The sequence below is a fragment of the Gordonia sp. (in: high G+C Gram-positive bacteria) genome (genome assembly GCF_049647785.1).
In the GTDB taxonomy this organism is placed as follows: domain Bacteria; phylum Actinomycetota; class Actinomycetes; order Mycobacteriales; family Mycobacteriaceae; genus Gordonia.
The window spans coordinates 12,590-35,594 of the sequence record NZ_JBARYI010000101.1 but is presented as its reverse complement, the minus strand read 5'-3'; the positions used below and the strand labels follow the sequence as shown (position 1 = coordinate 35,594).

Annotated in this window: 16 protein-coding genes and 1 tRNA gene; 7 read left to right on the top strand and 10 right to left on the bottom strand. The window is 64.4% G+C overall.

What is annotated here, in order from left to right:
- Positions 1 to 55 precede the first annotated feature (55 nt).
- The 4 genes from WBA38_RS18365 to WBA38_RS18350 all read right to left on the bottom strand — a co-directional run bounded on the left by WBA38_RS18365 (position 56) and on the right by WBA38_RS18350 (position 2,554).
- Positions 56 to 805, bottom strand: a complete 750-nt coding sequence (locus WBA38_RS18365; protein WP_424295303.1) for an SIR2 family NAD-dependent protein deacylase — start codon at positions 803 to 805, stop codon at positions 56 to 58.
- Positions 802 to 1,227 (bottom strand): HIT family protein, encoded by a 426-nt coding sequence (locus WBA38_RS18360; protein WP_424295305.1) that lies wholly within the window; start codon positions 1,225 to 1,227, stop codon positions 802 to 804. Before WBA38_RS18360 ends, WBA38_RS18365 begins: the two co-directional genes overlap by 4 nt.
- 84 nt (positions 1,228 to 1,311) lie before the next feature.
- Positions 1,312 to 1,731 (bottom strand): DUF4189 domain-containing protein, encoded by a 420-nt coding sequence (locus WBA38_RS18355; RefSeq protein ID WP_424293707.1) that lies wholly within the window; start codon positions 1,729 to 1,731, stop codon positions 1,312 to 1,314.
- 28 nt (positions 1,732 to 1,759) lie between these two features.
- Positions 1,760 to 2,554, bottom strand: a complete 795-nt coding sequence (locus WBA38_RS18350) for an LppX_LprAFG lipoprotein (RefSeq protein WP_424323268.1) — start codon at positions 2,552 to 2,554, stop codon at positions 1,760 to 1,762.
- A 332-nt stretch (positions 2,555 to 2,886) separates the two neighbouring features.
- Here WBA38_RS18350 and WBA38_RS18345 point away from each other — a divergent pair, with 332 nt between their 5' ends.
- Positions 2,887 to 12,132: a fatty acid synthase subunit beta domain-containing protein gene (locus WBA38_RS18345; RefSeq protein WP_424323272.1), complete on the top strand. Its 9,246-nt coding sequence runs from the start codon at positions 2,887 to 2,889 to the stop codon at positions 12,130 to 12,132.
- Positions 12,129 to 12,524, top strand: coding sequence for a holo-ACP synthase (locus WBA38_RS18340; RefSeq protein WP_424295117.1), 396 nt, complete (start codon positions 12,129 to 12,131; stop codon positions 12,522 to 12,524). The genes WBA38_RS18345 and WBA38_RS18340 overlap by 4 nt, the downstream gene beginning before the upstream one ends.
- Before the next feature lie 161 nt (positions 12,525 to 12,685).
- Here the strand turns inward: WBA38_RS18340 and WBA38_RS18335 are convergent, their stop codons facing one another.
- Together WBA38_RS18335 and bcp are read right to left on the bottom strand one after the other, a co-directional pair.
- Entirely contained in the window at positions 12,686 to 13,339 is a 654-nt protein-coding gene (locus WBA38_RS18335; RefSeq protein WP_424294312.1) for a TetR family transcriptional regulator, read from the bottom strand.
- Positions 13,340 to 13,362: 23 nt separating this feature from the next.
- A complete protein-coding gene (gene bcp / locus WBA38_RS18330; RefSeq protein ID WP_424294311.1) occupies positions 13,363 to 13,836 on the bottom strand; it encodes a thioredoxin-dependent thiol peroxidase in 474 nt (157 codons plus the stop codon).
- Positions 13,837 to 13,973: 137 nt separating this feature from the next.
- On the opposite strand from bcp, the gene WBA38_RS18325 reads away from it, so the two are divergent.
- A complete protein-coding gene (locus tag WBA38_RS18325) occupies positions 13,974 to 14,195 on the top strand; it encodes a DUF3618 domain-containing protein (RefSeq protein WP_424294310.1) in 222 nt (73 codons plus the stop codon).
- 134 nt (positions 14,196 to 14,329) lie between these two features.
- A tRNA-Lys gene (locus WBA38_RS18320) sits at positions 14,330 to 14,402 on the top strand.
- A 112-nt stretch (positions 14,403 to 14,514) separates the two neighbouring features.
- Here the strand turns inward: WBA38_RS18320 and WBA38_RS18315 are convergent.
- Positions 14,515 to 14,778 carry a GlsB/YeaQ/YmgE family stress response membrane protein gene (locus tag WBA38_RS18315; RefSeq protein ID WP_424293736.1) on the bottom strand — a complete coding sequence of 88 codons (264 nt, stop codon included), beginning with the start codon at positions 14,776 to 14,778 and terminating at the stop codon, positions 14,515 to 14,517.
- A gap of 131 nt (positions 14,779 to 14,909) precedes the next feature.
- Positions 14,910 to 15,791: a LysR family transcriptional regulator gene (locus tag WBA38_RS18310; RefSeq protein ID WP_424323267.1), complete on the bottom strand. Its 882-nt coding sequence runs from the start codon at positions 15,789 to 15,791 to the stop codon at positions 14,910 to 14,912.
- Between the two features lie 152 nt (positions 15,792 to 15,943).
- On the opposite strand from WBA38_RS18310, the gene WBA38_RS18305 reads away from it, so the two are divergent.
- The 3 genes from WBA38_RS18305 (at position 15,944) to WBA38_RS18295 (ending at position 19,995) form a co-directional block, all read left to right on the top strand.
- On the top strand, positions 15,944 to 17,260 hold the full coding sequence (locus tag WBA38_RS18305) for an NAD(P)/FAD-dependent oxidoreductase (RefSeq protein WP_424293738.1): 1,317 nt from the start codon (positions 15,944 to 15,946) through the stop codon (positions 17,258 to 17,260).
- 183 nt (positions 17,261 to 17,443) lie between these two features.
- Complete coding sequence (locus WBA38_RS18300) at positions 17,444 to 18,652, top strand: L,D-transpeptidase (protein ID WP_424293739.1); 1,209 nt, start codon at positions 17,444 to 17,446, stop codon at positions 18,650 to 18,652.
- A 203-nt stretch (positions 18,653 to 18,855) separates the two neighbouring features.
- Positions 18,856 to 19,995, top strand: a complete 1,140-nt coding sequence (locus WBA38_RS18295) for an acyl-CoA dehydrogenase family protein (protein WP_424293740.1) — start codon at positions 18,856 to 18,858, stop codon at positions 19,993 to 19,995.
- Positions 19,996 to 20,115: 120 nt separating this feature from the next.
- Here the strand turns inward: WBA38_RS18295 and WBA38_RS18290 are convergent, their stop codons facing one another.
- Together WBA38_RS18290 and WBA38_RS18285 are read right to left on the bottom strand one after the other, a co-directional pair.
- On the bottom strand, positions 20,116 to 21,627 hold the full coding sequence (locus WBA38_RS18290) for a pyridoxal phosphate-dependent decarboxylase family protein (protein WP_424293741.1): 1,512 nt from the start codon (positions 21,625 to 21,627) through the stop codon (positions 20,116 to 20,118).
- The gene (locus WBA38_RS18285) at positions 21,624 to 22,952 is read right to left on the bottom strand and encodes an MFS transporter (protein ID WP_424323266.1); all 1,329 of its coding nucleotides are present in this window, start codon (positions 22,950 to 22,952) and stop codon (positions 21,624 to 21,626) included. Before WBA38_RS18285 ends, WBA38_RS18290 begins: the two co-directional genes overlap by 4 nt.
- Between the last annotated feature and the right edge of the window lie 53 nt (positions 22,953 to 23,005).

The window sequence follows — 23,005 nt, the reverse complement described above, 5'->3', positions numbered from 1 at the left end:
GTCGACGAGCGAGCCAAGCGTTGGCAGTTCGTTAACTGCCGAGTTCGGTGCGTGGTCAGATGATGTCGGGAAGTGCGGCGGCGGCGGTGGAAGGCAAATGTACGGTCGCCAGGTCGGTCAGTGCTGAACGGACGGGATTCACTTCAACGATGGGGGTTCCGGCGTCGGCCGCGAGCATCGGCAGCCCTGCCGCCGGATGAACGACACCGCTGGTTCCGATGATCACCAGCAGGGAGCAGCCTTCGATTGCGGCGGACGCGGCAGTCCATTCGTTCTCGGGCAGCACTTCGCCAAACCACACCACGTTCGGGCGCAGACTGCTTGAGCACTTGGGGCACGAGGGTCGCACGGCAGCGAGCGACAGGTCTGGCTCGCCGCGGTAGGGGCAGAATTCACAGCGCGGTCCGAGAAGGCTGCCGTGCAAATGTGCATCAACCATTGACCCGGCACGCTCGTGGAGGTCATCGACATTCTGGGTGACAATGCTGACCCGGCGGCCGTCGGCCCTCATCCGGCGCCCAAGTTCGGCGATCGCTTGATGGCCAGCATTCGGCTGCACGGTTCGGAGGCGGGTAGCGCGATCGCGGTACCAACCCCACACCAGGTCCGGGTCGCGGTGCCAGCCTTCGGGGGTGGCGAGGTCTTCGGGACGGTAGTTTTCCCAGAGCCCGGTGAGGCCATCGCGAAAGGTGGGGATGCCGCTCTCGGCGGACATCCCAGCACCCGAAAAGAAGCAGACATGCTCGGCGTCGCGAATCAGTTCTGCGGCGCGGGCGACGTCGGCGCGGCTCGGGCGGACTGTCACGGCTGCGACTCAACGGCCTCGCGAAGGCTCGCGGCCACCGTCTCGAGGTCGCGGGCGCGTCGGGTCAGGAAGCCCTTCACAAAACTAACCTTGTCACCAGTGTGGCGAGGAACCACATGCAGATGCGAATGAAAAACGCTCTGAAAGGCCGCACGACCATCGTTCATCGCGAGGTTGACCCCGTCGGCACCGATGGCCCCCGACCGCATCGCCGCAGCGATCCGCTGTCCTACGGCAAACACCTTGCCGCCAATGGCGGGGTCCAAGTCCGCTAATCCCGAGGAATGGCGACGGGGCACCACGAGGGTATGGCCGCTCGTGACGGGGGAGATGTCGAGGAACGCGACGACGTCGTCGTCGGAGTACACGATGTGGGCGGGACCGGTGCCCTCGACGATGGCGCAGAAGATGCAGTCGGACATGACTCAAGAGCCTAATACGCGACGCAACAAGAACGCCGGGTCACCTTTCGGTGACCCGGCGTTCCGGTTCTGGTTGCCGCTGGCCTACTGGTGGCCGGAGGTGCAAGCCCAGTCGTAGACGTAGCCGCCGCCCGAGTAGTACAGGGCGTTGGACTGCGCGGTGTACAGGTCCGCGGCCCACCCGTAACCCCAGTATGCGGAACCCTTGGCGATAGCGCCGCAGGCATTGCGCATCTGTACGACCACCTTGCAGTCGGTGTAGCCGCACCACGACAGTGCTGCGTTAGATGCACTCGAGTAGTCGGGGTAGTCGAGTGCGCGGCCGGTTGCGCCGGTGCTCGGCGACAGGGCGATCGCACCGTAATAGTTGGCGGCATTGGCCGGGGCCGGGGAAATCGCCGACGGGACCGTCAATGCGGCTCCGAGGCCCGCGCCCACCAGTGCAATGGTCGCGAGAGAGCGTCGAATTCGGTTAGCGCCGTTCTTGCTTGAACGAATCTTCATGGTCTTCTCTTCTCTGATGGGTGGCGACTTAGCCGACCGGGTTGCGGGTCGGTTCGCCGGACTTCGGTGCCTGCGACGGCTTCTGGCTCGGCGACTTAATGTCGGCCGGCTTCTTAACGGTCACGGTCTTGCCCCACTCGCTGAGGTTGATCGTGAGCGACGCACCTTCGGCGGGTTCCGAGGAAACCCGGGCGACGTTGTTTTTGCCGTCCTTCGTGATCCAGACGGTCACCGGGATTTCCGAGTCCAGGCCCTTGGCCTGCGGTGAGGTGCCGGTCAGGCCGGAGAGATCCTTGGCCTCGATGGTGCCGGTAATTTTGGTGGTGTCAGTACCGTCGATGTTTTCCGAACCGGCTTCCTTGGCGCCCTTGATGTTGCGCAAGATGAACGGAACACCTGATTCGGCGTCGAGAACCTTGGAGATGTCGTAGATCGAACGGCCTTCGCCATAGTCGAGGAAGCCCTTGTCGTCGACGTTGGCGTACATGTGGCCATCGACGAAGACGAACGGTGCGTCGACCTTCTTGTTGCCCATGTTGAGAACGGCGGTGCCCTCGCCGACGAGTTCGGGCTTGGTCGAGATATCGGCGGTCACTTCCGAGGCGTTGAGTCCCTGAAGCGAACCTTCGACGTTAATGACCAGATGGGCTCCGGTCAGGTTGGCCGTGGCATCGGCCGCGGCATTCAAGGTGCTGGTGGCACCGGAGTCGGATGCCGGGGTACCGGTGCTGCTGTCGTCGCTGCTGGAGCATCCCGTCAGGGCGACGGCGGCGGCGACGACAGCGGCTGCTGAGGCGATCGCGAATCGCTTTGAACGTTTCATGAAAAGGGTTCCTCCTGGTTGTCCTCGCTCCAGTGCTGCTTCGGGGTATGCCCGAAATTTACTGTCGCGTTTTCCCTGGTCGGAAACTTACCGTGGAATCCGAGATATGCGTGGAAATCGTCGATTAAGTAGATGACGAGCCCTCCGTGAAAACACTGTGACGACCCTCACGAAAAATTCTTTCACCGCTGGCTGGGGCTGTTACCTCCTGGTCTACCAGCGGGTATACCCGGGCGTCAGGGTAAACATGAGGGAAGCCTCACGTTTCTGTGTCAGAATTGGCTAGTTCCAGCGACGGTCTCGACCGACGCGACGCATCGACAGGAGAGCATGTGACCCTCGACCAGCACCGCACCGGCCAAAAGACAGACACGAACGATTCCGGCAGTTTGCTCGACAGCCTCGCGGCTGGCGAAAGCTACGCAATTTGCTTCGGCGGCCAGGGTGGCGCATGGTTGCCGACCCTCACCGAATTGGTGACCGACGCAGATCTCAGTCAGTCGATCGCGGCAATCGTCTCGCGCGCACAGGAGACGCTGGCTCCGGTTTCAGATGAGCTCGCCGCCGCAGGCAGCGACCGCTTCGCGCCGCTGGAGTGGATCCGCGCGTACGACGAAGACCTCGAAACCCCCAGTGAGGCCGCGCTCGCCGACGCGCTGGTATCGCTGCCCGGCATCCTGCTGACCCAGCTCGCCGCCGTCGCTAACCTCGGCAAGCAGGGGCTAGACACCACGGTTCTGCCGCCGAGCGCCGTGATCGGTCACTCGCAGGGCATCATCGCCTCCGAAGCTGTCGCCTGCGATGGTCAGTTCCCGACCGTTGCTGAAGCGGACCTCGTCGCCGTCGCCCAACTGATCGGCGCCGCCGCGACTGTCGTTGCCCGTCGCGGTGGCCTTCTCGGCACCCGTGACGCGTCACCCATGATCTCGGTCTCCGGTGCCAGTGTTGCGGCCGTCGCCGACCTGGTCGCCGAGTACAACGCCGCGCGCCCGGCAGACGCCACGGGCCTGCCGACCGTCGCGATCATCAACTCTCGCCGTAGCGTTGTCGTTTCCGGTTCGCCCCGTCACCTGGCTGGCTTCGCCGCTCTCGCCGAACTGCGTGCCGCAGCCGAGGCCGATGAGCGCAAGCGCAAGGTCACCGGCGGCAGCCCCTTCTCCCCGGTCATCGAAGACCTCAATGTCACCATCCCGTTCCACCACCCCGACTTGGCACCGGCCGTTGAACTCGCCGCCGACTGGGCGCAGCGTTGCGGACTCGACGTCGAGTTTGTTCGCCGCTACGCCTCAGCCACCCTCGTTGACCCGGTGAACTGGGTGGAGTACGTGGGTGACGTCGTCAGCTCGGGTGCCCGCTGGCTCATCGATCTCGGCCCCTCCGACCTGTCTTCCCGCTTGTCGGCCCCGACTCTCCGCGGCCAGGGCGTCGGCATGATTGCCGCTGCGACCCGTGGCGGTCAGCGCAACCTGTTCGTCCCCGGGTCGACACCTGACGTGCCGCGCCCGTGGTCGGTCTTCGCTCCTCGACTGGTTAGTCTGCCCAACGGTCGTACCGTGGTCGACACTGCCTTTACTCGTCTCACCGGCCGCTCGCCGATGTTGCTGGCAGGCATGACGCCGACCACCGTCGATCCCGCGATTGTCGCGGCTGCAGCCAATGCCGGCCACTGGGCCGAGTTGGCTGGCGGCGGTCAGGTCACCGAGGAAATCTTCGCCGACAATATCGCCCGACTGGAGGAACTCCTCGACGCTGGCCGCCAGGTGCAGTTCAACTCCCTGTTCCTGGATCCGTACCTGTGGAAACTGCAGCTCGGCGGCAAGAAGCTGGTGCAGAAGGCCCGCGCCAAGGGTGCGCCGTTCGATGGCGTCATCATCACCGCAGGCATCCCCGAACTCGATGAGGCCGTCGACCTGGTCCATGAATTCACCGAGGCCGGTCTGCACTACGTGGCCTTCAAGCCCGGCACGGTCGATCAGATCCGCCAGGTAGTGCGCATTGCCCTGCAGGTCCCGGACTTCCCGGTCATCGTGCAGGTTGAAGGCGGTCGCGCAGGCGGCCACCACTCGTGGGAAGACCTCGATGACCTGCTGCTGGCTACCTACGCCGAGCTGCGCGATCGCCCGAACGTCGTGCTGTGCGTTGGTGGCGGTATCGGCACTCCCGAGCGCGCCAGCGAATACCTGATCGGTGGATGGGCCACCAAGCACGGCTACCCACTCATGCCCCTTGACGGCATCCTGGTCGGCACCGCAGCCATGGCCACCCTCGAAGCGACCACGGCTCCCGAGGTAAAGCAGATGCTGGTCGACACCGAGGGCTGCGATACCTGGATTGGTGCCGGTCACGCCGAGGCGGGCATGGCCTCGGGCCGCAGCCAGCTGGGTGCCGACATCCACGAGATCGACAACACCGCATCCCGTACCGGTCGCCTCCTCGACGAGGTCGCGGGCGACGCGGAGGCTGTCGCTGAACGTCGCGACGAAATCATCGCCGCATTGGATGGCACCGCCAAGCCCTACTTCGGCGATGTCGCCACCATGACCTACCGTGCATGGCTTGATCGCTTCGCCGACCTGTCCGTCGGTGAGGAGCAGGCTCCGCTGCCGTGGGCCGACATCACCTGGGAGCAGCGTTTCGTCGAACTTCTGCGCCGCACTGAAGCCCGCATGAATGATCTCGACTCAGGTGATTTCACGTCCGCATTCGGCGTCGACTTCCCGAACCCGCACGCCACGATCGCCGAATTGGCGGAGCTCTATCCCGCCATCGAGGTCGACATCCTGCACCCGGCAGACGTCGCCTTCTTCCTCGACCAGTGCCGCACGCCCGGCAAGCCGGTCAACTTTGTCCCCGTCATCGACAAGGACGTTCGTCGTTGGTACCGCAGCGATTCGCTGTGGCAGGCGCATGACTCGCGCTACACCGCCGATCAGGTGTGCATTATTCCGGGCACCGTGGCCGTCGCGGGAATCACCGAGGTCGACGAACCGGTCGGCGATCTGCTGAATCGCTTCGAAGCCAAGGTCACTTCCGATCTGCGCGCCGCCGGCGAGCAGGCACAGGTGGTCGCTGCGCGTCGCAACCGCGACCTGGTGCCTTCCGCCGGACCGCTGAGCGTCCTCATTGAGGCCGAAGACGTGCTCTGGGCTGGCCGCCAGGTCCGCAATCCGATCGCACTGTTGGGTGATCGCGATGCCTGGAACATCTTCGACGGCGAGTACGCCGAGCATTCCAGCGGCGCGATGATCGCGTTCGTTCCGGAGGCCGAGACGGCCGACGACGAAATCCGGCTCGACCTGGTTGTTCCGGTTTCGGGATCGATCCTCCGCATTCCGTTCACCGGTGACCTCCGCGCCGTCGACGGCGGTAGCCCGCGGATCACGACTGCCGGTGCTGCCGATGCAATGCGTGAGCTCCTCACCGTCGCTGCTGGCGGTGCGCTCGCCGAGCCCGTCGAAGGTGTCGTGACCTCGACCGTTGCCTGGAAGGCCGACTCGGTCGCCGACCACAGCGGTGCCACCGCCGCCGGTCTGCCCGGTTCGCTGATCGCGACCACCCCCGCCTCGCCGAACGGTTTTGCCATTCCCGACACGCTCGTCGTGGCGTGCTGGCCCAGCGTCTTCAGCGTCATCGGTGCCGCTCGTACCGCCGATGGTTTGCCCGTCGTCGAGGGACTTCTGGACCTCGTCCACCTCGATCACGCTGTCGAATTGCTCGGCACCATCCCCGCCACCGACACCGAACTCACGGTGACGGCACGTCTGATGGGTGTTACCGACGCCGACGTGGGTCGCGTTGTCGACGTTGAGGTTCAGGTCAACTCGGCAGAGACCGCCATCGCTGTGCTCCGCGAACGCTTCGCTATCCGTGGCCGCACCGGCAGCGCCTCGCTGACCGATCCGAGCCGCGCCGGCGGTGCCGCTGCCAACGAGCACGCCGGAACTCGTAAGTTCCTGCGCGCCGCCACCATCACCGCGCCCGCACGGATGAACGGCTTCGCCGTTGTCTCCGGCGACCGCAACCCCATTCACACCGACGCGATGGCCGCCCGTCTCGCTGGCCTCGGCGACCCGATCGTCCACGGCATGTGGCTCTCAGCCGCCGCCCAGCAGATCGTCGCTGCCGCAGACGCGGAGAACCCGGTGCCCGCACCGCGTGCCATCATCGGCTGGACCGCTCGATACCTCGGCATGGTGCGCCTCGGCGACACCGTCGACATTCGCATCGATCGCGTTGGTATGGATAACGGTCGTGAGACCGTCGAACTGACCGCCAAGGTCGATGGCGAACTGGTCATGGCTGCAACGGCATTGCTTGCCGCACCGCGGACCGTGTACGCGTTCCCAGGTCAGGGTATCCAGCACAAGGGGATGGGCCTGGAGGCCAGGTCGCGTTCAGCGGCCGCCCGCGAGATCTGGGACCGCGCTGACAAGCACACCCGTGAGGCTCTCGGCTTCTCGATTCTGGCTGTCGTGCGCGACAACCCGACCACGCTGATCGCCGACGGCGTCACCTATCACCACCCGGACGGGGTGCTGTTCCTGACACAGTTCACCCAGGTCGCGATGGCGACGCTCGGCGTCGCGCAGGTCGCCGAACTTCGCGAATCCGGTTCGTTTGTTGAAGACTCCATCACCTGTGGCCACTCGGTCGGTGAGTACAACGCCCTCGCTGCTTGCGCTGGAGTGCTGCCATTGGAAGCCGTCCTCGAGGTCGTCTTCCAGCGCGGTTCGGCCATGCACCACCTGGTCCCGCGTGACAGCAACGGACGCTCCGACTACCGCCTGGCCGCAATCCGGCCGAGTCAGTTCGGACTCAAAGACGCCGACGTCGAGGATTTCGTCGGCGGGATTATGGCCGAGTCGGGCGAGTTCCTGGAGGTCGTCAACCTGAACCTCCTCGGCTCGCAGTACGCCATCGCAGGCACCGTCCGCGGCCTTGAACTCCTCGAAGCCGAGATCGTCGAACGCGTCGCCGCATTTGGTGGCAAGCGCGCCTTCATCGTGATCCCGGGCATCGACGTGCCGTTCCACTCCACCGTTCTGCGTGCAGGCGTGCCGGAGTTCCGCGGCAAGCTCGAAGACCTGTTGCCCGCCGATATCGACCCCGAAATTTTGGTCGGCCGCTACATTCCCAACCTGGTCCCGCGCCTGTTCAATCTCAGCCGTGACTTCGTCGCCGAGATCGCCGGCCTCGTGCCCTCCGATCCGCTCGACGCGGTTCTGGCCGAATGGGACGCCTGGGCGGCACGACCGTCCGAGCTGACCCGCGTTCTCCTCATCGAGCTCTTGGCCTGGCAGTTCGCCAGCCCGGTCCGCTGGATCGAGACGCAGGACCTGCTGTTCACGCCGGTCGCCGACGGCGGTTTGGGCATGGACCGGTTCGTGGAAGTGGGTGTCAAGAACGCGCCGACCCTGTGCGGTCTGGCTCGCAACACACTGAAACTGCCCAACTACGAGGCGGCCGCAGCCGAGGTGCTGAACGTCGAGTCCGATGCCGCGGTGCTGCGCGCAGAAGACTCCGCACCCGAGCCGGTCGAGGATGACGTCGTCGAGGAAGCGCCCGCAGCAGCCGATCAGGCCGCAGCCCAGGCAGCCCCCGTCGCCGCCGCCCCGGCCCCGGCAGCGGCCGCCGGCCCACGCCCGGATGACATCGCCTTCGGCCCGGCCGACGCGGTCCGCGCAGTCATCTCCCTGTGGACCAAGATGACGCCCGCGCAGATCGGCCCCGCCGACACCATCGAGTCGCTGTGCGACGGCGTGTCCTCACGCCGCAACCAGCTGTTGCTCGACGTCGGTACCGAACTCGGATTGGGTGCCATCGACGGTGCAGCCGAAGCTGACATGGGTGCCCTCGCCGGAACCGTCAACACGCTGGCACGCGGCTACAAGCCCTTCGGCGAGGTGCTCACCGACGCCGTCAGCGACCAGATTCGCAAGGTCGTCGGACCAATCGGCAAGCGCGCTTCGTACATCACCGATCGCGTCACCGACGCGTGGCAACTCGGTGACGGCTGGGCCAAGCACACGCTGGTCGCGGTGGCCCTCGGGTCCCGCGAAGGCGTCAGCGTTCGCGGCGGTGACCTCGGTGACCTCCTCGACGGTGGCGTTGGCTCGGCAGCCGATTTCGATGCTTTGATTGACCGCGCTGTCCGCAGCGTCGGTGGAGCCCGCGGTATCGCCGTGGAACTGCCCGCTGCCGCCTCGGCGGCCGGCGGCACTGTCGATGCTGCCGCGCTCGGCGAATTCACCGACCAGATCACCGGCCCCGATGGTGTGTTGGCGCAGGCCGCGCACACCATCCTCGGCAAGCTCGGCCTCACCGACATCGTCGACGCCTCCGGCGTGGACGAGGACCCGAACGCCGCCCTGGCGGACCTGGTCAGCAGTGAACTCGGCTCGGACTGGCAGCGGACCGTAGCACCGGCCTTCGACGAGGAACGCGCAGTGCTGCTCGACGACCGGTGGGCCAGCGCCCGCGAAGACTTGGCACGGCTGTGGCTCGAGGCGGAAGACGACGTTCACGCACGCCACGAGGAACTGTCCACGATGATGGCCGGTGCGGGAGAGCAAGTTGCTGAGCACGCCACCTGGTGGCAGGGCAAGGCACTCGCGCTCGGGATGCACCAGCACGCAGGTGTCTACGCGGCGATCGCGCACTCGGCGCAGCAGCCCGAGCCCGGCGAGTTCGCCGACGACATCGCTGTCGTCACCGGTGCCTCCAAGGGCTCGATCGCCGCATCGGTGGTCGGTCGACTGCTGGCTGGCGGTGCGACCGTCGTCGCGACCACGTCGCGTCTGAATGACGACCGCCTCGCGTTCTACAAGGAGCTTTACCGCACGCACGCTCGGCATGACGCCGCACTCTGGGTGATCCCGGCCAACCTCGCCTCCTACGGCGACGTTGACGGCATCGTCGACTGGCTCGGTAGCGAGCAGACCGAAAACCTCGGTGCCAGCACCGCGGTGGTGAAGCCGGTCATGCGGCCGACCATCCTCTTCCCGTTCGCTGCACCCCGCGTCGCCGGTGACCTCACCGACGCCGGTTCGCGCGCTGAACTGGAAATGAAGGTGCTGCTGTGGTCGGTGGAGCGGTTGATCGCCGGTCTTTCAGGTATCGGTGCCGATCACGACATTGCCGCCCGCCTGCACGTGGTGCTGCCCGGTTCGCCGAACCGCGGCATGTTCGGCGGCGACGGTGCCTACGGCGAAGCGAAGGCCGCGCTCGACGCCCTCGTCACCCGCTGGGGTGCCGAGGAGTCGTGGAACCAGCGCACCACCCTCGCCCACGCACTCATCGGATGGGTGCGCGGTACCGGTCTCATGGGCCACAACGACGGTCTCGTCGACGCGGTTGAGGCTGCAGGCGTCAAGACGTGGAGCACCCCCGAGATGGCCGAGGCACTGGTCAACCTCTGCTCTAACGACGCTCGAGCCGCTGCGGTGAGTGAACCGTTGATTGCTGACCTGACGGCAGGGCTGGACCCGGAGACCATCGACCTGCGTGCGCTGGCTGCCGAGGCGGCCGCTGCTGCGGAAGCCTTGGAGGTTGTCGAAGAGGCCGAGGAGATTCTCGAGGCCGCAGACGGCGTCACCGTCGCCGCGCTGCCTGCCCCGGCCCGCGCCGATGTTGCCCTCGCACACGCATGGCCCGAGCTGGATTCGCGTCCCGAAGACCTCGTTGTCATCGTCGGTGCGGGTGAGGTGGGCCCCTACGGTTCATCGCGCACCCGCTTCGAGATGGAGGTCGACGAGAAGCTTTCGGCCGCAGGTGTGCTGGAGCTCGCATGGAGCATCGGCCTGATCACTTGGGAAGAGACGCCCAAGGCAGGCTGGTACGACGTTGAGTCCGGTGACCCCGTCGCCGAATCGGAGATCGCCGACCGCTACCACGACACCGTCGTCGAACGCTGCGGCATCCGCCGCTATGCCGACGAGGGCGCCATGGTTGAGGCCACGTCGCCGCTGCTGGAGTCGGTGTTCCTGGACAAGGACCTCACCTTCACCGTGCCGAACGAGGCCGCCGCCCGCGAGTTCATCTCGTCGGACCCGGACCGCACCCGGATCGCACCGAACGCCGAAACCGGCGATTGGACGGTCACCCGTCTGGCGGGCACCGAGATCCGCGTCCCGCGCCGCTTTAGCCTCTCGCGCACCGTCGGTGGCCAGATTCCGACCGGCTTCGACCCCGTCCGCTGGGGTGTCTCGCCCGACATGGCCGAGTCCGTCGACCGCGTCGCGCTCTGGAACCTGGTCGCCACCGTTGACGCCTTCGTCACCGCCGGCTTCTCGCCGTCGGAGCTTATGCGCTGGGTGCACCCCGGTCTGGTTGCCAACACGCAGGGCACCGGCATGGGTGGCATGACGTCCATGCGGTCCCTGTACGTCGACACGCTGCTCGGCGAGTCGAAGGCCAACGACATCCTGCAGGAAGCCCTGCCGAATGTGGTTGCCGCGCACGTCGTGCAGTCGTACATCGGTAGCTACGGCGCCATGATTCACCCGGTCGCCGCTTGCGCAACCGCCGCCGTTTCGGTGGAGGAGGGCGTCGACAAGATCCGTCTCGGCAAGGCACTGTTCGCAGTGGCTGGCGGCTTCGACGACCTCGGCATCGAAGGCATCGTCGGCTTCGGCGACATGTCGGCCACTGCCGACTCGGCGAAGATGACGGCCAAGGGGATCGACGACCGTCGCTTCTCCCGCGCCAACGATCGTCGTCGTGGTGGCTTCGTCGAATCGGCCGGTGGCGGCACCGTGCTGCTGGCTCGCGGCGATGTCGCCGCGGAACTGGGCTTGCCCGTTCTCGGCGTGGTCGCATGGGCCCAGAGCTTCGGCGACGGCGTCCACACGTCCATCCCGGCACCGGGTCTGGGTGCCCTGGGCGCGGCTCGCGGTCAGAAGGCATCGCCGCTGGCTACCTCGCTGTCGGCGCTGGGTGTGAGCCCCGACGACGTCGCCGTGGTTTCCAAGCACGACACTTCGACGCGCGCCAACGACCCGAACGAGTCGGAACTGCACGAGCGTCTTGCTGAGGCGATTGGACGCAACACGGGTGCCCCGTTGTTCGTTGTCTCGCAGAAGTCGTTGACCGGTCACGCTAAGGGTGGTGCCGCTGCCTTCCAGCTGATTGGCCTGTGCCAGGTGCTCCGCGATGGCGTGATTCCGCCGAACCGCAGCCTCGATTGTGTCGATGAGAAGATGCGCGAGTACCCGCACCTGGTGTGGCCGCGTGAAACCCTGCGGATGGGGGAGCGGTTCCCGCTCAAGGCCGGTCTGCTGACGTCGCTGGGCTTCGGTCACGTGTCGGGTCTCATCGCCGTGGTCCACCCGGAGGCGTTCATCGCAACGCTCAGCGAGTCCGAGCGTGAGATCTACCGTGAGCGCAGCGCGACGCGTCTGCGTGATGGCCGCCAGCGTCTGCTGGAGGCCATGTGCGGTGGCGACGCCGTGTACCAGCGTCCGGCAGATCGTCGTCTGGGTGACGGCGACGAGCACGATGTCGAGGCTGGTCTGCTGCTGGATCCGAACAGCCGCTTGGGTGTCAACGGTGAGTATCGGGCGAACGGTTGCGCTCTGTGAGCGTTGTCGGAGTCGGGATTGATTTGGTGTCGGTGACTGAGTTCGCCGAGCAGCTCCGCACCCCGGGCTCGACGTTTGGCGCGCACTTCAGTGTGGGCGAGCGTCGGGACTCGGCGGAGCGGACCGGCGATGAGGCCAGGCACCTTGCGGCCCGCTGGGCGGCCCGTGAAGCGGTGATTAAGGCATGGTCGTCGAGCCGGTTCGGTTTGGCGCCGCTACTGCCGGAGACGGCCGTTCACGACGTCGAAGTCCAGACCGACGCACACGGTCGGCCACGGATTAGGCTGCACGGCGACATAGCCCAGGCCTTGTCCGGCCTGGACATCCATGTCTCCCTCACCCACGACGGCGACATGGCCGCGGCCGTCGCCATCCTCGAGGACCGAAACTAGGTCCGCCCAAGTTCCCCTTTTCTGTCACGATTCGACCAGACCGTCACCGATCACTGCGATCGGTGACGGTCTGGTCGACGTTCGACGACGCTTTGTGACAGAAAAGTGGCGATCCGACGAGCAAAAGATGCCACTTTAGGGCCGACCGTCCTGGGCGACTGTTAAGGTCCTTCGACCGACGGGTGCGTCCGGGGTGTCTCTTCAAGGAGCAAATACCGGCCGAGCATGCGCTTGAGTTCTTGGACGATCTCGTCATGATCGTGACCATCTTGCACGGAGAAACTGAGCAGTGAGAACGCCGTGTGGACCAGGAACTGCGCCATCATGGCCCGACGTTCCCGCTGATCCGGCGTCAGCGGCGCCAGCACCCGGCCCACCTGTTCGGCGAGGATCCGTTCGTTGATCGACGCTGTCGCACGTGTGGCTGGCGTTGACTGCACGGCCAGCCACACGGCACGACGAGACGGGTCGTTCTGCCACAGTTCGGCCAAGTGATCGAGAAACTTCTCAAGCAACTGCGGCCATTCGAGCGACGGAATCTCCGACGCGAACGCCGTTAACTCATCGCGAACCGTGCTGGAATCCTGCCGATCCAATTCGCACACGACGACGTACTTGTTGGCGAAGTACTGATAGATCGTGCCGATGGGCAATTCGGCGCGCGTCGCGATCTGCTCGCACGTCAGCGATTCAAATCCGACGTCGATCAGCACCTCGCGTGCCGCGTTCAAAATCGAGTCGAAGGTTCGCCGACTGCGTTCCTGCGTGGGACGCTTGCGCGGAACGAGTGGCTCGGCCGAATTGGTATCGGTCATGTGCGGGTGAGGTATCTACCGGGTCAGATCGACAAGTCGCGGCGCAGCTTGGCCACGTGACCGGTGGCGCGCACGTTGTATTGCGCGGCACCGATGGTGCCGTCCTCGTTCACCAGGAACGTCGACCGGATGACGCCGTTAACGATCTTCCCGTACAGCTTCTTTTCGCCGAACGCTCCCCACGCGGTGAGGACTTCCTTGTCCGGGTCGGAAAGGAGCGGAAAGGTCAGTTCGTCGCGCTCGACAAACTTGGTCAGCTTGGCGGGCTTATCGGGGGAGATGCCGATGACATCGATGCCTTGCCCGTTGAGTTCGGCGAGGTTGTCGCGGAAGTCGCACGCCTGCTTGGTGCAGCCGGGCGTCATCGCGGCGGGGTAGAAGTACACGATCACCTTGCGGCCCGCATAGTCAGCGAGCGACACGGGATTGCCCGATGCATCGGGAAGGGTGAATGAGGGGGCCTTGTCTCCGACCGAAAGTCGTCCATCTGCAGACATATGGCCAGGCTATCGGATTCGGAACCCGTCGCGACTCTGTAGGCTCAGACCGTTGTGTTGTGTCCGGTGCTTTAGCGGTGCCGCACGCACGTAAGTGACCGCCTGTGGACAGGCTGGACGAAGACGGAGGACTTGCAGTGGCTAATGAAACCGATCGCATCGAGCAGGAAATCGCGAAGGCTCGCGAAGAGCTGGCGGGAACGCTTGATCAGCTGGTTGATCGGGCAAACCCGCAGCGGTTGGCCGACGACGCCAAGGTCAAGGCTGTCGCTCTCGTTAGTACGCCGCCGGTGAAGTACAGCTTGGTGGGAGTTGGCGTACTCGTCGCGCTGGTGGTGGTTCGCAAGATCTTCCGCTGACGGACGCCTGTCTGCTTAGCGGGACCAGCAAAAGCGCCTGCGACCAGCCGATTTTTCATCTCGGTCAACTTGGTGTTAATGTTTTCCCCGCAAGGCCGCAGCGACCACGTCGCCGCGGCATGCAGCAAGGCCAGGCGCCATTAGCTCAATTGGCAGAGCAGCTGACTCTTAATCAGCGGGTTCGGGGTTCGAGTCCCTGATGGCGCACAAGAGAAATCCCCTCCCGATAATTCGGGAGGGGATTTTTCGTCGCTGGAGCGCTTGATGTCAACAATCTGGGAGTTCCCAGAACGCATGATTGCGTGCGCCGGAGATTGGCCTAGGTGGTACGGCCCTTGACTGCCTTGTAAATCCAGAGGAGCAGGATTGCGCCTAGCAAGCACGTGACGAAGCTAAAGATCCAGCCTCCGGAATTGACGTCCAAGAGCAAGCCCAAGATCATGCCGCCGACGAGGCCGCCGAGAACACCGACGACGATATTCATCAGGATGCCCTGCTGCTCGTCGGTGCCCATGATCTTGCTGCCGGCCCAGCCCGCAAGTCCGCCGATAATGATCCAACCCAAGAATCCGAGTGGCAACATAGTTTCGCCCTTCTCTCAAGAGCCCGTGTGGACCCGGTGGGGCCAATCCCCACACGCGCCATCCTGCCGCATATTTGTTTGGATCGGACACAGTTTCGCTGCGCGATTTGCGATTGTCGGGCGATGACTGGTCACGAACGTCGGTAGCCGCCAGACAATTCGGTGAGCAGGTCCGCGACGAGGGGGTTGGGGGCAGCGTCGCTGCGCAGCGCTGCCGATACCGTCAGGGTGAAGGCCGGATTGTGCCGGCACATGATTCCGGGCTGCTTGAGGTCGTCGTAGAGGATTGTCCAGGACTCGGGTTGATTGACGAGGTCGAATGAGACCGGGTGGCCGTCGCGGATCTCGGGGCCGAGCGTTCCGGTAACGCCAGCCTTGGTGAAGACCCGTTCGGTTAGGCGGTGCAAGAGGACCTGCTTGTCGACGGGTGGAAGTAGTAAGGGGTACTCGGCAAGTTCGGTGGGCGATGGTGGCCGACCTAGTTTGGCGAGTGGGTGACGTGGGCTAAAAGCCACGACCGGTTGCTCAATCCAGAGGGGGTCCAAGTACAGCTGACTCGCGTCGGGATTGTCGACGGGGAGTTTGCCGCGCACCAACGCCAGGTCGGCGTCTCCCGATACGACGGCTGCGATGCGCTGATTGAAGGGTTTGATGAGGAAGTCGACTTCGGCATCGGGATGGCGGTCGTGAATCGAGGACACCGCAGCCAGGGCCGCCCCGGCGAAGGACATGTTGGCGGCTATACGGACTTGGTTCGGTCGCGGGAGGACGGCAGCAATCGCGTCATCTCGCAAAGTCAGGAGTTCGCGAGCCCGGGGGAGGAGTACTTTGCCAGCCTCGGTCAGTTCGACGTGCCGGGTGGACCGATCGAACAGTTCGGTGCCAAGTTCGCGTTCGAGCGAGGCTATTTGATGACTGATCGCCGACTGTGAGACGAAGCAGCGCGTCGCGGCCTTGGAGAAGCCGCCGGTTTCGGCGACGGCGGCGAGATATTCGAGCTGACGGAACTCCATTCCAGCATTATATGAACAAAACAGATCAATGACATATCCAAACCGGTGGTTGACGCGGTTGAGTAGAGATCCAGTCATTTGCCAGAGTAATCACCAAGAACATCAACGGAGATGACCGTATCTACGGGTGCGGGTGGAGGGATCGCAGACACATGCGTCACACACAGGTTGTGGTGGTTGGCTCGGGATTCGGTGGGCTCGCCGCCGCGAAGCAGCTCGCGAAGTCGAACGTCGAAACGGTCCTGATCTCGGCCACTCGAGAACACCTATTCCAGCCGTTGCTGTACCAGGTCGCCACCGGCGTGCTGACCACAGACGAGATTGCCCCGCCGATCGCCGAAGTCCTGGAAAACAAGGAGTCGATCAGCGTCATCGAAGGGCTTGTCACCGCCGTCGACGCCAAGGCCAAAATCCTCACCTATACGACCACCGATGGCGATGAGCAGATCGGATATCAGTACCTAATCGTCGCCGCCGGTGCCGCGCAGGGCTACTTCGGTCACGACGAATGGGCCGACAAGACCTTCTCGCTCAAGACGCTCGACGACGCGGTAGCGCTCCGTGCGCACTTGAAGGACTGCTTTGCGGCGCCAGCGAACGACGAAGCCGCGCACACGTTTGTTGTTGTCGGTGGCGGCGCAACCGGTGTTGAGATCGCCGGCCAAATCCGGGAACTGGGATTGCGGTACTTCACCGAAGCGCCGGCGACCGTGCACCTCGTTGAAGGTGCGGGCAACCTGCTGCCCGTCTATGGCGGAAAGCTCTCGGACTTCGCTCGGAAGACGCTGGAGGGCACCGGAATTGATGTCCTGACCGAGACCTTCGTAACTGACATCGACGGTGAAAACGTGACGGTTCGCGCCGCAGATGGCACTGAGCGCACACTCCGCTCTAGGACCATCGTGTGGTCGGCCGGCGTCAAAGCGACACCGCTGGCCCAGGTGATCGCCGACGCAACCGGTTGCGACACCGACCGCGCGGGTCGCCTTCTCATCAACCCCGATCTGACGGTTGGCGGTCGGGCCGACATCTTCGCCATCGGCGATATGACGAGCCTGAACAACCTGCCGGGGCAGAGTCCGGTAGCCATGCAGCAGGGGCGCCACGCCGCGGACATGATTCGCGGCGCAACGGTGCGGGGGACGAGATTCGCCTACATCGACAAGGGCAGCATGGCCGTCGTCAATCGCCACAATGCAGTGGTCGACGCGCCGATGGGTGTCAAGCTGACCGGCTTCGTCGGCTGGCTGACGTGGCTCGGCGTTCACCTCTTCTATCTGGTCGGGTTCCGCAATCGCGTGGGTGCGGTCCTGTCGTGGTTCCGGTCGTTCGCTGGTAAAGCCCGCCCTGGATTTGCCGAAATTAGCGAGTCAGCGGTTGCTCAACCTGAGCATGACGGTGACAAACCGCGCGGCGGTCGTCGGAGTGCTGGGGACACGCAACCGGACATGGCCGAAACGGCTGCCTAGCTGCGATCGCGTGGGCTTTTGTCGGCGAAGTACACACCGACGGACGATGCCGCGTCAGACGGTTGAATGAAGTATGCAGTCCTCGGCATGGGTGGATGTGGAGCAAGCCCCATACCTCTCGTATAGTGGGCATCCGGAGCAGGGGCCGTTTTCGCGGACCCCGAGTTATTCGCTGGGAGCACAATGCGTTTTCGTCGGAATCGTGACCGTCGGCTGGGAGCTAAGGTCGCGGCCCTTTTCTCGTTCTTGGTAGCAGTTCTGATGCTGTCGTCGTGCAGCAGTTATGCCACCGAGGTCAACGCTAGCGGCGAGTTCAGCGACATGATCAAGCCGGCTATTGCGGTCACCGACGAAGCGGGCAAGCCGCTGACCAAGGGTGCGGTTGGTGTGCAGCCGGGTGAGCCGATCGTTGTGACCGCCACCGAAGGCACCATTAGTGCGGTCACCATTCCGACCGCTGATGGCTCGCCGATCAAGGGTGAGTTCAGCGAAGACGGCACCAAGTGGACCAGCACGCAGCCTTTTGGATACGGCAAGAAGTACACGGTCACTGCTGACGCGATTGGCGTCGGCGGCAAGACCGTCACCAAGAGCAGCTTCGTGACTCGCGAGCCGAACAACGTCACGCACGCTTACATCAGCCCGCCCGCGGGTGAGACGGTCGGCGTTGCGCAGACGGTCGGCGTTCGCTTTGACGAGTCGATCCCGGACCGCAAGGCGGCACAGAACGCCATCAAGATCACCGCGAACCCGAGTGTCAAGGGTGCCTTCTACTGGATCAGCGACACTGAAGTTCGCTGGCGCCCCGAGAACTACTGGAAGCCGGGAACCAAGGTCAGCGTGAAGGTCAATACCTTCGGCATTGACCTCGGCGACGGCCTGTTCGGTGACGAGAATGTCTCGTCGTCGTTCACCGTGGGACGCCAGTTGGAACTCTTCGCCGACGACAACACCAAGATGGTTGTCGTCAAGCGTGACGGCAAGGTCATCCGCAGTATGCCGACCTCGATGGGCAAGGATGCCGCACCCACCGATAACGGTGTCTACATCATCGGTGACCGCCTTGACCACATCATCATGGATTCCTCGACGTACGGTGTGCCGATCAATTCGGCCGACGGCTACCGCACCCCCGTCGACTACGCAACGCAAATGTCGTACAGCGGCATCTACCTGCACTCGGCACCGTGGTCGGTGTGGGCGCAGGGCAGCACGAACACCAGCCACGGCTGCCTTAACTTGAGCCCCGACGACGCTCTCTGGGTGGTTCGCAATACGCTGCGAGGCGATCCTGTCACGGTCACGAACACTGTCGGCCCAGAACTTTCTGGCACCGATGGCCTCGGAGACTGGAATATTCCGTGGTCGACATGGTCGAAGGGTAATGCCTGACCTGCACTGAAGAGCTTAAGAAAGACGCCTGGAACCTCATGGTTCCGGGCGCCTTTCGTCTTGTGTGGCCGGTCCGGAGGGCACTGGGTTGGCGCTCCGTCGAAGGTGCCAACGGGCACTGTTAAGCTAGCGGACGAAATCGAATCCAATACGTCTGTATAGCCACCCGGTGGCGAGACGCTAGCAAGATAGGTAACCGACTCATGGCACGTCCTTCGTGGGAGACAGAAGACCTGACTGCACTGCGCGAAATGGCCCGCGCATTCTGCGAGAAGGAAATCGCGCCCAATACCGAGCGTTTCATCGAGCAGCATCACGTCGACCGTGAACTCTGGAACAAGGCTGGCGAGGTTGGCCTGCTGTGCATGTCGATCCCGGAGGAGTACGGCGGTGGCGGCGGCACGTTCGCCCACGAGGCGGTTCTGATTGAGGAGCAGGCACGCGTCGTCGATTCCTCGTGGGGTTCGAGTCTGCACAACGGGATCATCGCGCACTACATCCTCGCCTACGGATCCGAGGAACAGAAGAAGCACTGGTTGCCGAAGCTGGCATCGGGTGAAGTTGTTGGCGCTATCGCGATGACGGAACCGGGCACCGGCAGCGACCTCCAGAACGTGAAGACCAAGGCTGTCAAGGAGGGCGACGACTACCTCATCGACGGTTCAAAGACCTTCATCACCAACGGTGGTCAAGCGGACCTGGTGATCGTCGTCGCGAAGACGGACAGCACCGCAGGCGCCAAGGGAATCTCGCTGATCCTTGTGGAGACAGAGCGCGAAGGGTTTAGTCGGGGCCGAATCCTCGACAAGGTCGGTATGCGCGGTCAGGACACGGCCGAACTGAACTTCACCGGTGTCCGCGTTCCGCAGTCGAATCTGTTGGGTGACCAAGAGGGTCTCGGCTTCATCCAGTTGATGACCCAGCTTCCGCAGGAGCGACTGATCATTGCTGTTGCCGCAGTAGCAGGCATGGAAGTGGCCTTGGAGAAGACCCTGGCGTACACGAAGGAACGCACCGCGTTCGGTAAGCCGGTGTTCGGCTTCCAGAACACCAAGTTCAAGCTCGCCGAGGTAGCAACTGAGACGCATATTGCGCGGGTCTTCCTTGACGACTGCATTGAGAAGCACCTGCGCGGCGAACTCGATATCCCCACCGTCGCCATGGCCAAATGGTGGACCACCGACCGGGCGATGCAAGTGGCCGACACCTGTCTGCAACTTTTCGGCGGCTACGGCTACATGAACGAATACCCGATCGCTCGCCTGTGGGCCGACAACCGCGTCCAGCTGATTTACGGCGGCACAAACGAAATCATGAAGGAAGTCATTTCGCGTTCGCTCTAACCACGAGTCGCCGCCTCCTCCTTTTCTGCCACATTTGAGGTCCGTGCGTCTGCCAAACCGTCACCGAATGCCTTGCTCGGTGATGGTTTGGTTGAATCGCGACAGAAAAGCGCGACGGCGCTAGCCGGGGTTGGTGAACGCGGCGAGGAACTCGGTGAGCATCTTTGCAGTTACCGGCCGCGGCAAGGTCTCGATCGCGGCGACAACCGCCGCCATATCCAACGAATCGGAGGCGTCGCCGGGCGCGACACGGGGATCAATCCCCGCGCCGATCAGTACCTGCTCGGTTGCTTCCGAACCGATCGCTAGGGCGTCATCGACGCTGAGCACGCCATCGTTGAGAGCTCCGGCGAGGTCGGCGAGGGCCGCGGGTGGATCAGCCGCCGGCATTCCGCGCACCGCATCGGCTGCCGTCCGCATAGTCTCGACCAGCCGATCTACGACCGCCGCGGTCACCGGGGTCACGGTGAGGTGAGTGCTGGAGGGCAGGTCGGTGCCATCGGTTTGGGTAAATCGCGGCTGAGCCTGCAACGTGAAACCCGCCTCTGCGACGGCCCCGGCCCATCGGTGCGGGTCGACGGGCGATGCTGATTCCAGGTCGGCCGCGACGGCAAACACCGGACCGATAGGACTGCCGACCAGGCGCAATCCGTCGATTTCTTCGACGACGGCGCGCAGGGGGCCGGTCGCACGATAGATATCGGCGACGAGGTCGCGGAAGCCCTCATGACCCAGGTATTGGGTGATGGCCCATGCCGCGGCGAGGCCGGAGGCGGTCCGGGATCCAAGGAGCGTGGGATTCACGATCGGATAGCCGGGCCAATCGGTGGTGGCGAAGTAGCCTGCACGGTGTCGATCGCGATCGGTGTGCAGGATGATCGACGCGCCTTTCGGTGCGTACCCGTACTTGTGGAAGTCGGCGGAGAGACTGGTGACGCCCGGGACGCGAAGATCCCACTCCGGTAACGGTTCTGGCCACCACGGGAGGACAAATCCGCCGAGGCATGCATCGACATGCAGCGGAAGGTCGTGCATGAGTGCGAGCGCCCCCAGTTCGCCGATCGGGTCGAGGCCGCCGGTCGGGTAATCGGGGGCCGACGCCACAATGAGGAACGTGTCGTCGCGCAGCGCGGCAGCCATCGCGGCGGCCGTGACCTGAGATTTCGACGGGTCCACCGGGACACGAATTGGGGTGGCCCCGAGAAGTCGGGCCGCCTTATCGAAGGCGGCGTGCGCTGTCGACGGGAGAACGATGCTGCCGGTCCCGGGATGCACCCCGGCGTGATCGCGTGCCGCTTTGACCGCCAGAATGCAACTCTCAGTGCCGCCAGAGGTGACGGAGCCGACGGCGGTGGGGTCGCCGAAGACCGTCCGGGTGAACGCGATGAGGTCGCGTTCCAAAGCGGCGACCGATCCAAACACCGTCGGATCCAGTCCGTTGACGGGCCGGACGAGTTCAGCTGCATTGGCGACGAGGGCGTCGAGTTCGGCGATTCCGGAGTCATAAACGTACGACAGGATTTCACCGCCGTGTGTCGGTGAATCGGTGGCGCGCAGGTCGGCGAGTGTGGAGAGGACGCCAGCAGCGTTGCCGCGCAATGACGTTGGCGAACTTGGGGTGGAAGGCGTCATGCAGGGACCTCTTTGTTGTAACCGCGGAGAAGGATGATGCTGAGGGCAACCAAGGCTGCCGGTAACAGTGAGAAGCCGCCGGCGATTCCGGCAGTCGCCAGCGATGACTGCGCAACGCTCTCGCCGGATGACGAAACGAATCCCGTGGCCGCGAGGACTAGCAGGTAGCAGCCCGGGCCCAACGCCAGGCCGAGGGTTTCGCCGGCCGTCCACAGTCCCGACATGGCGCCGCCTTGATCACGGCCGTGGGCGGTACTCCGTTCATCAATCAGATCGGGAAGCATCGCGAGCGGGAAGGTCTGCATGCCCGCATAGCCGATGCCTGCCACGGCGACGGCCCCGAAGATCCAGGCCCCCGGCGTCACCATCGCGAACGACAGCCCCAGCGCAGCGGCACCAAACAGGGTCGACGCGAGCACGAGGCCGCGGGTCTTGCCCGCTTTCCCGATCCGCACCCACACGGGAGTCACGATTAGCGCCGGAGCCACCAACGCGATGAACAGCGGTGTCAGCGCACCCTTGTTGTCGAGGACGTACGTTGCCACGTATTGCGCGCCTGCCAGCATCACGGCCGTGGCCAGCGCTTGAATCACATACACCGATAGCAGGATGCGGTACCGCCGTTGTTGACGGAAGGCGTCGAAGGCGTCGCGGTGACTGCCAGGTTCTTCGTCGTCGTGGATGGCGAGGGGAGCATGACGGGCGGCGGTCCCCGCGATGTGGGTGGCGACGGCCATGCCGGCCGCAATGATGAGGGCGGCGGCAGTTGCCATAACCGCGTAGCCGAGGGGGCCACCGCCGAAGGCGTCGCGCAGCGCGGGGGCTCCGGCGCCGATGATCAGGATGGTCAATGCCAGTACGGCGATCCGGGTACCGATCAGCCGGGTCCGTTCGTGGTAGTCGGCTGTCAAGTCGGTGGGAATGGCGATATACGGGACCTGGAAGCATGCGTAGGCGACAGCGGCAATGGTGAAGAAGACCAGCACCCACGCCGCTCCCACCCAGGGCGACGCGTTGGCCGGGGCGGAGAAGATGAGGATAAACGCGGGCAGCAGCGCTGTGGTGCCGATCCACATCAATCCGGTACGACTACCGCTGCGTCGAGATTGACGGTCGCTGCGGGCCCCGATTATGGGGTTGACGATGACGTCGACCAGCTTTGGGATCACGACGACGAACGACGCGAGCAGCGCGGCGACGCCGAGGGTGTCGGTGAGGTAGTAGGCGAGGACCAGGCCGGGGAGCACCCCGAATCCACCGGTACCGACGCTGCCTGCGGCAAAGCCTGCGGTGACGCGGCGGGACACGCGCACGGGACTGGTCATTGGCCGGACGCTACTGCAGCGGTGTGGGCACCGCCGCGGTTTTGGGTGCTGCG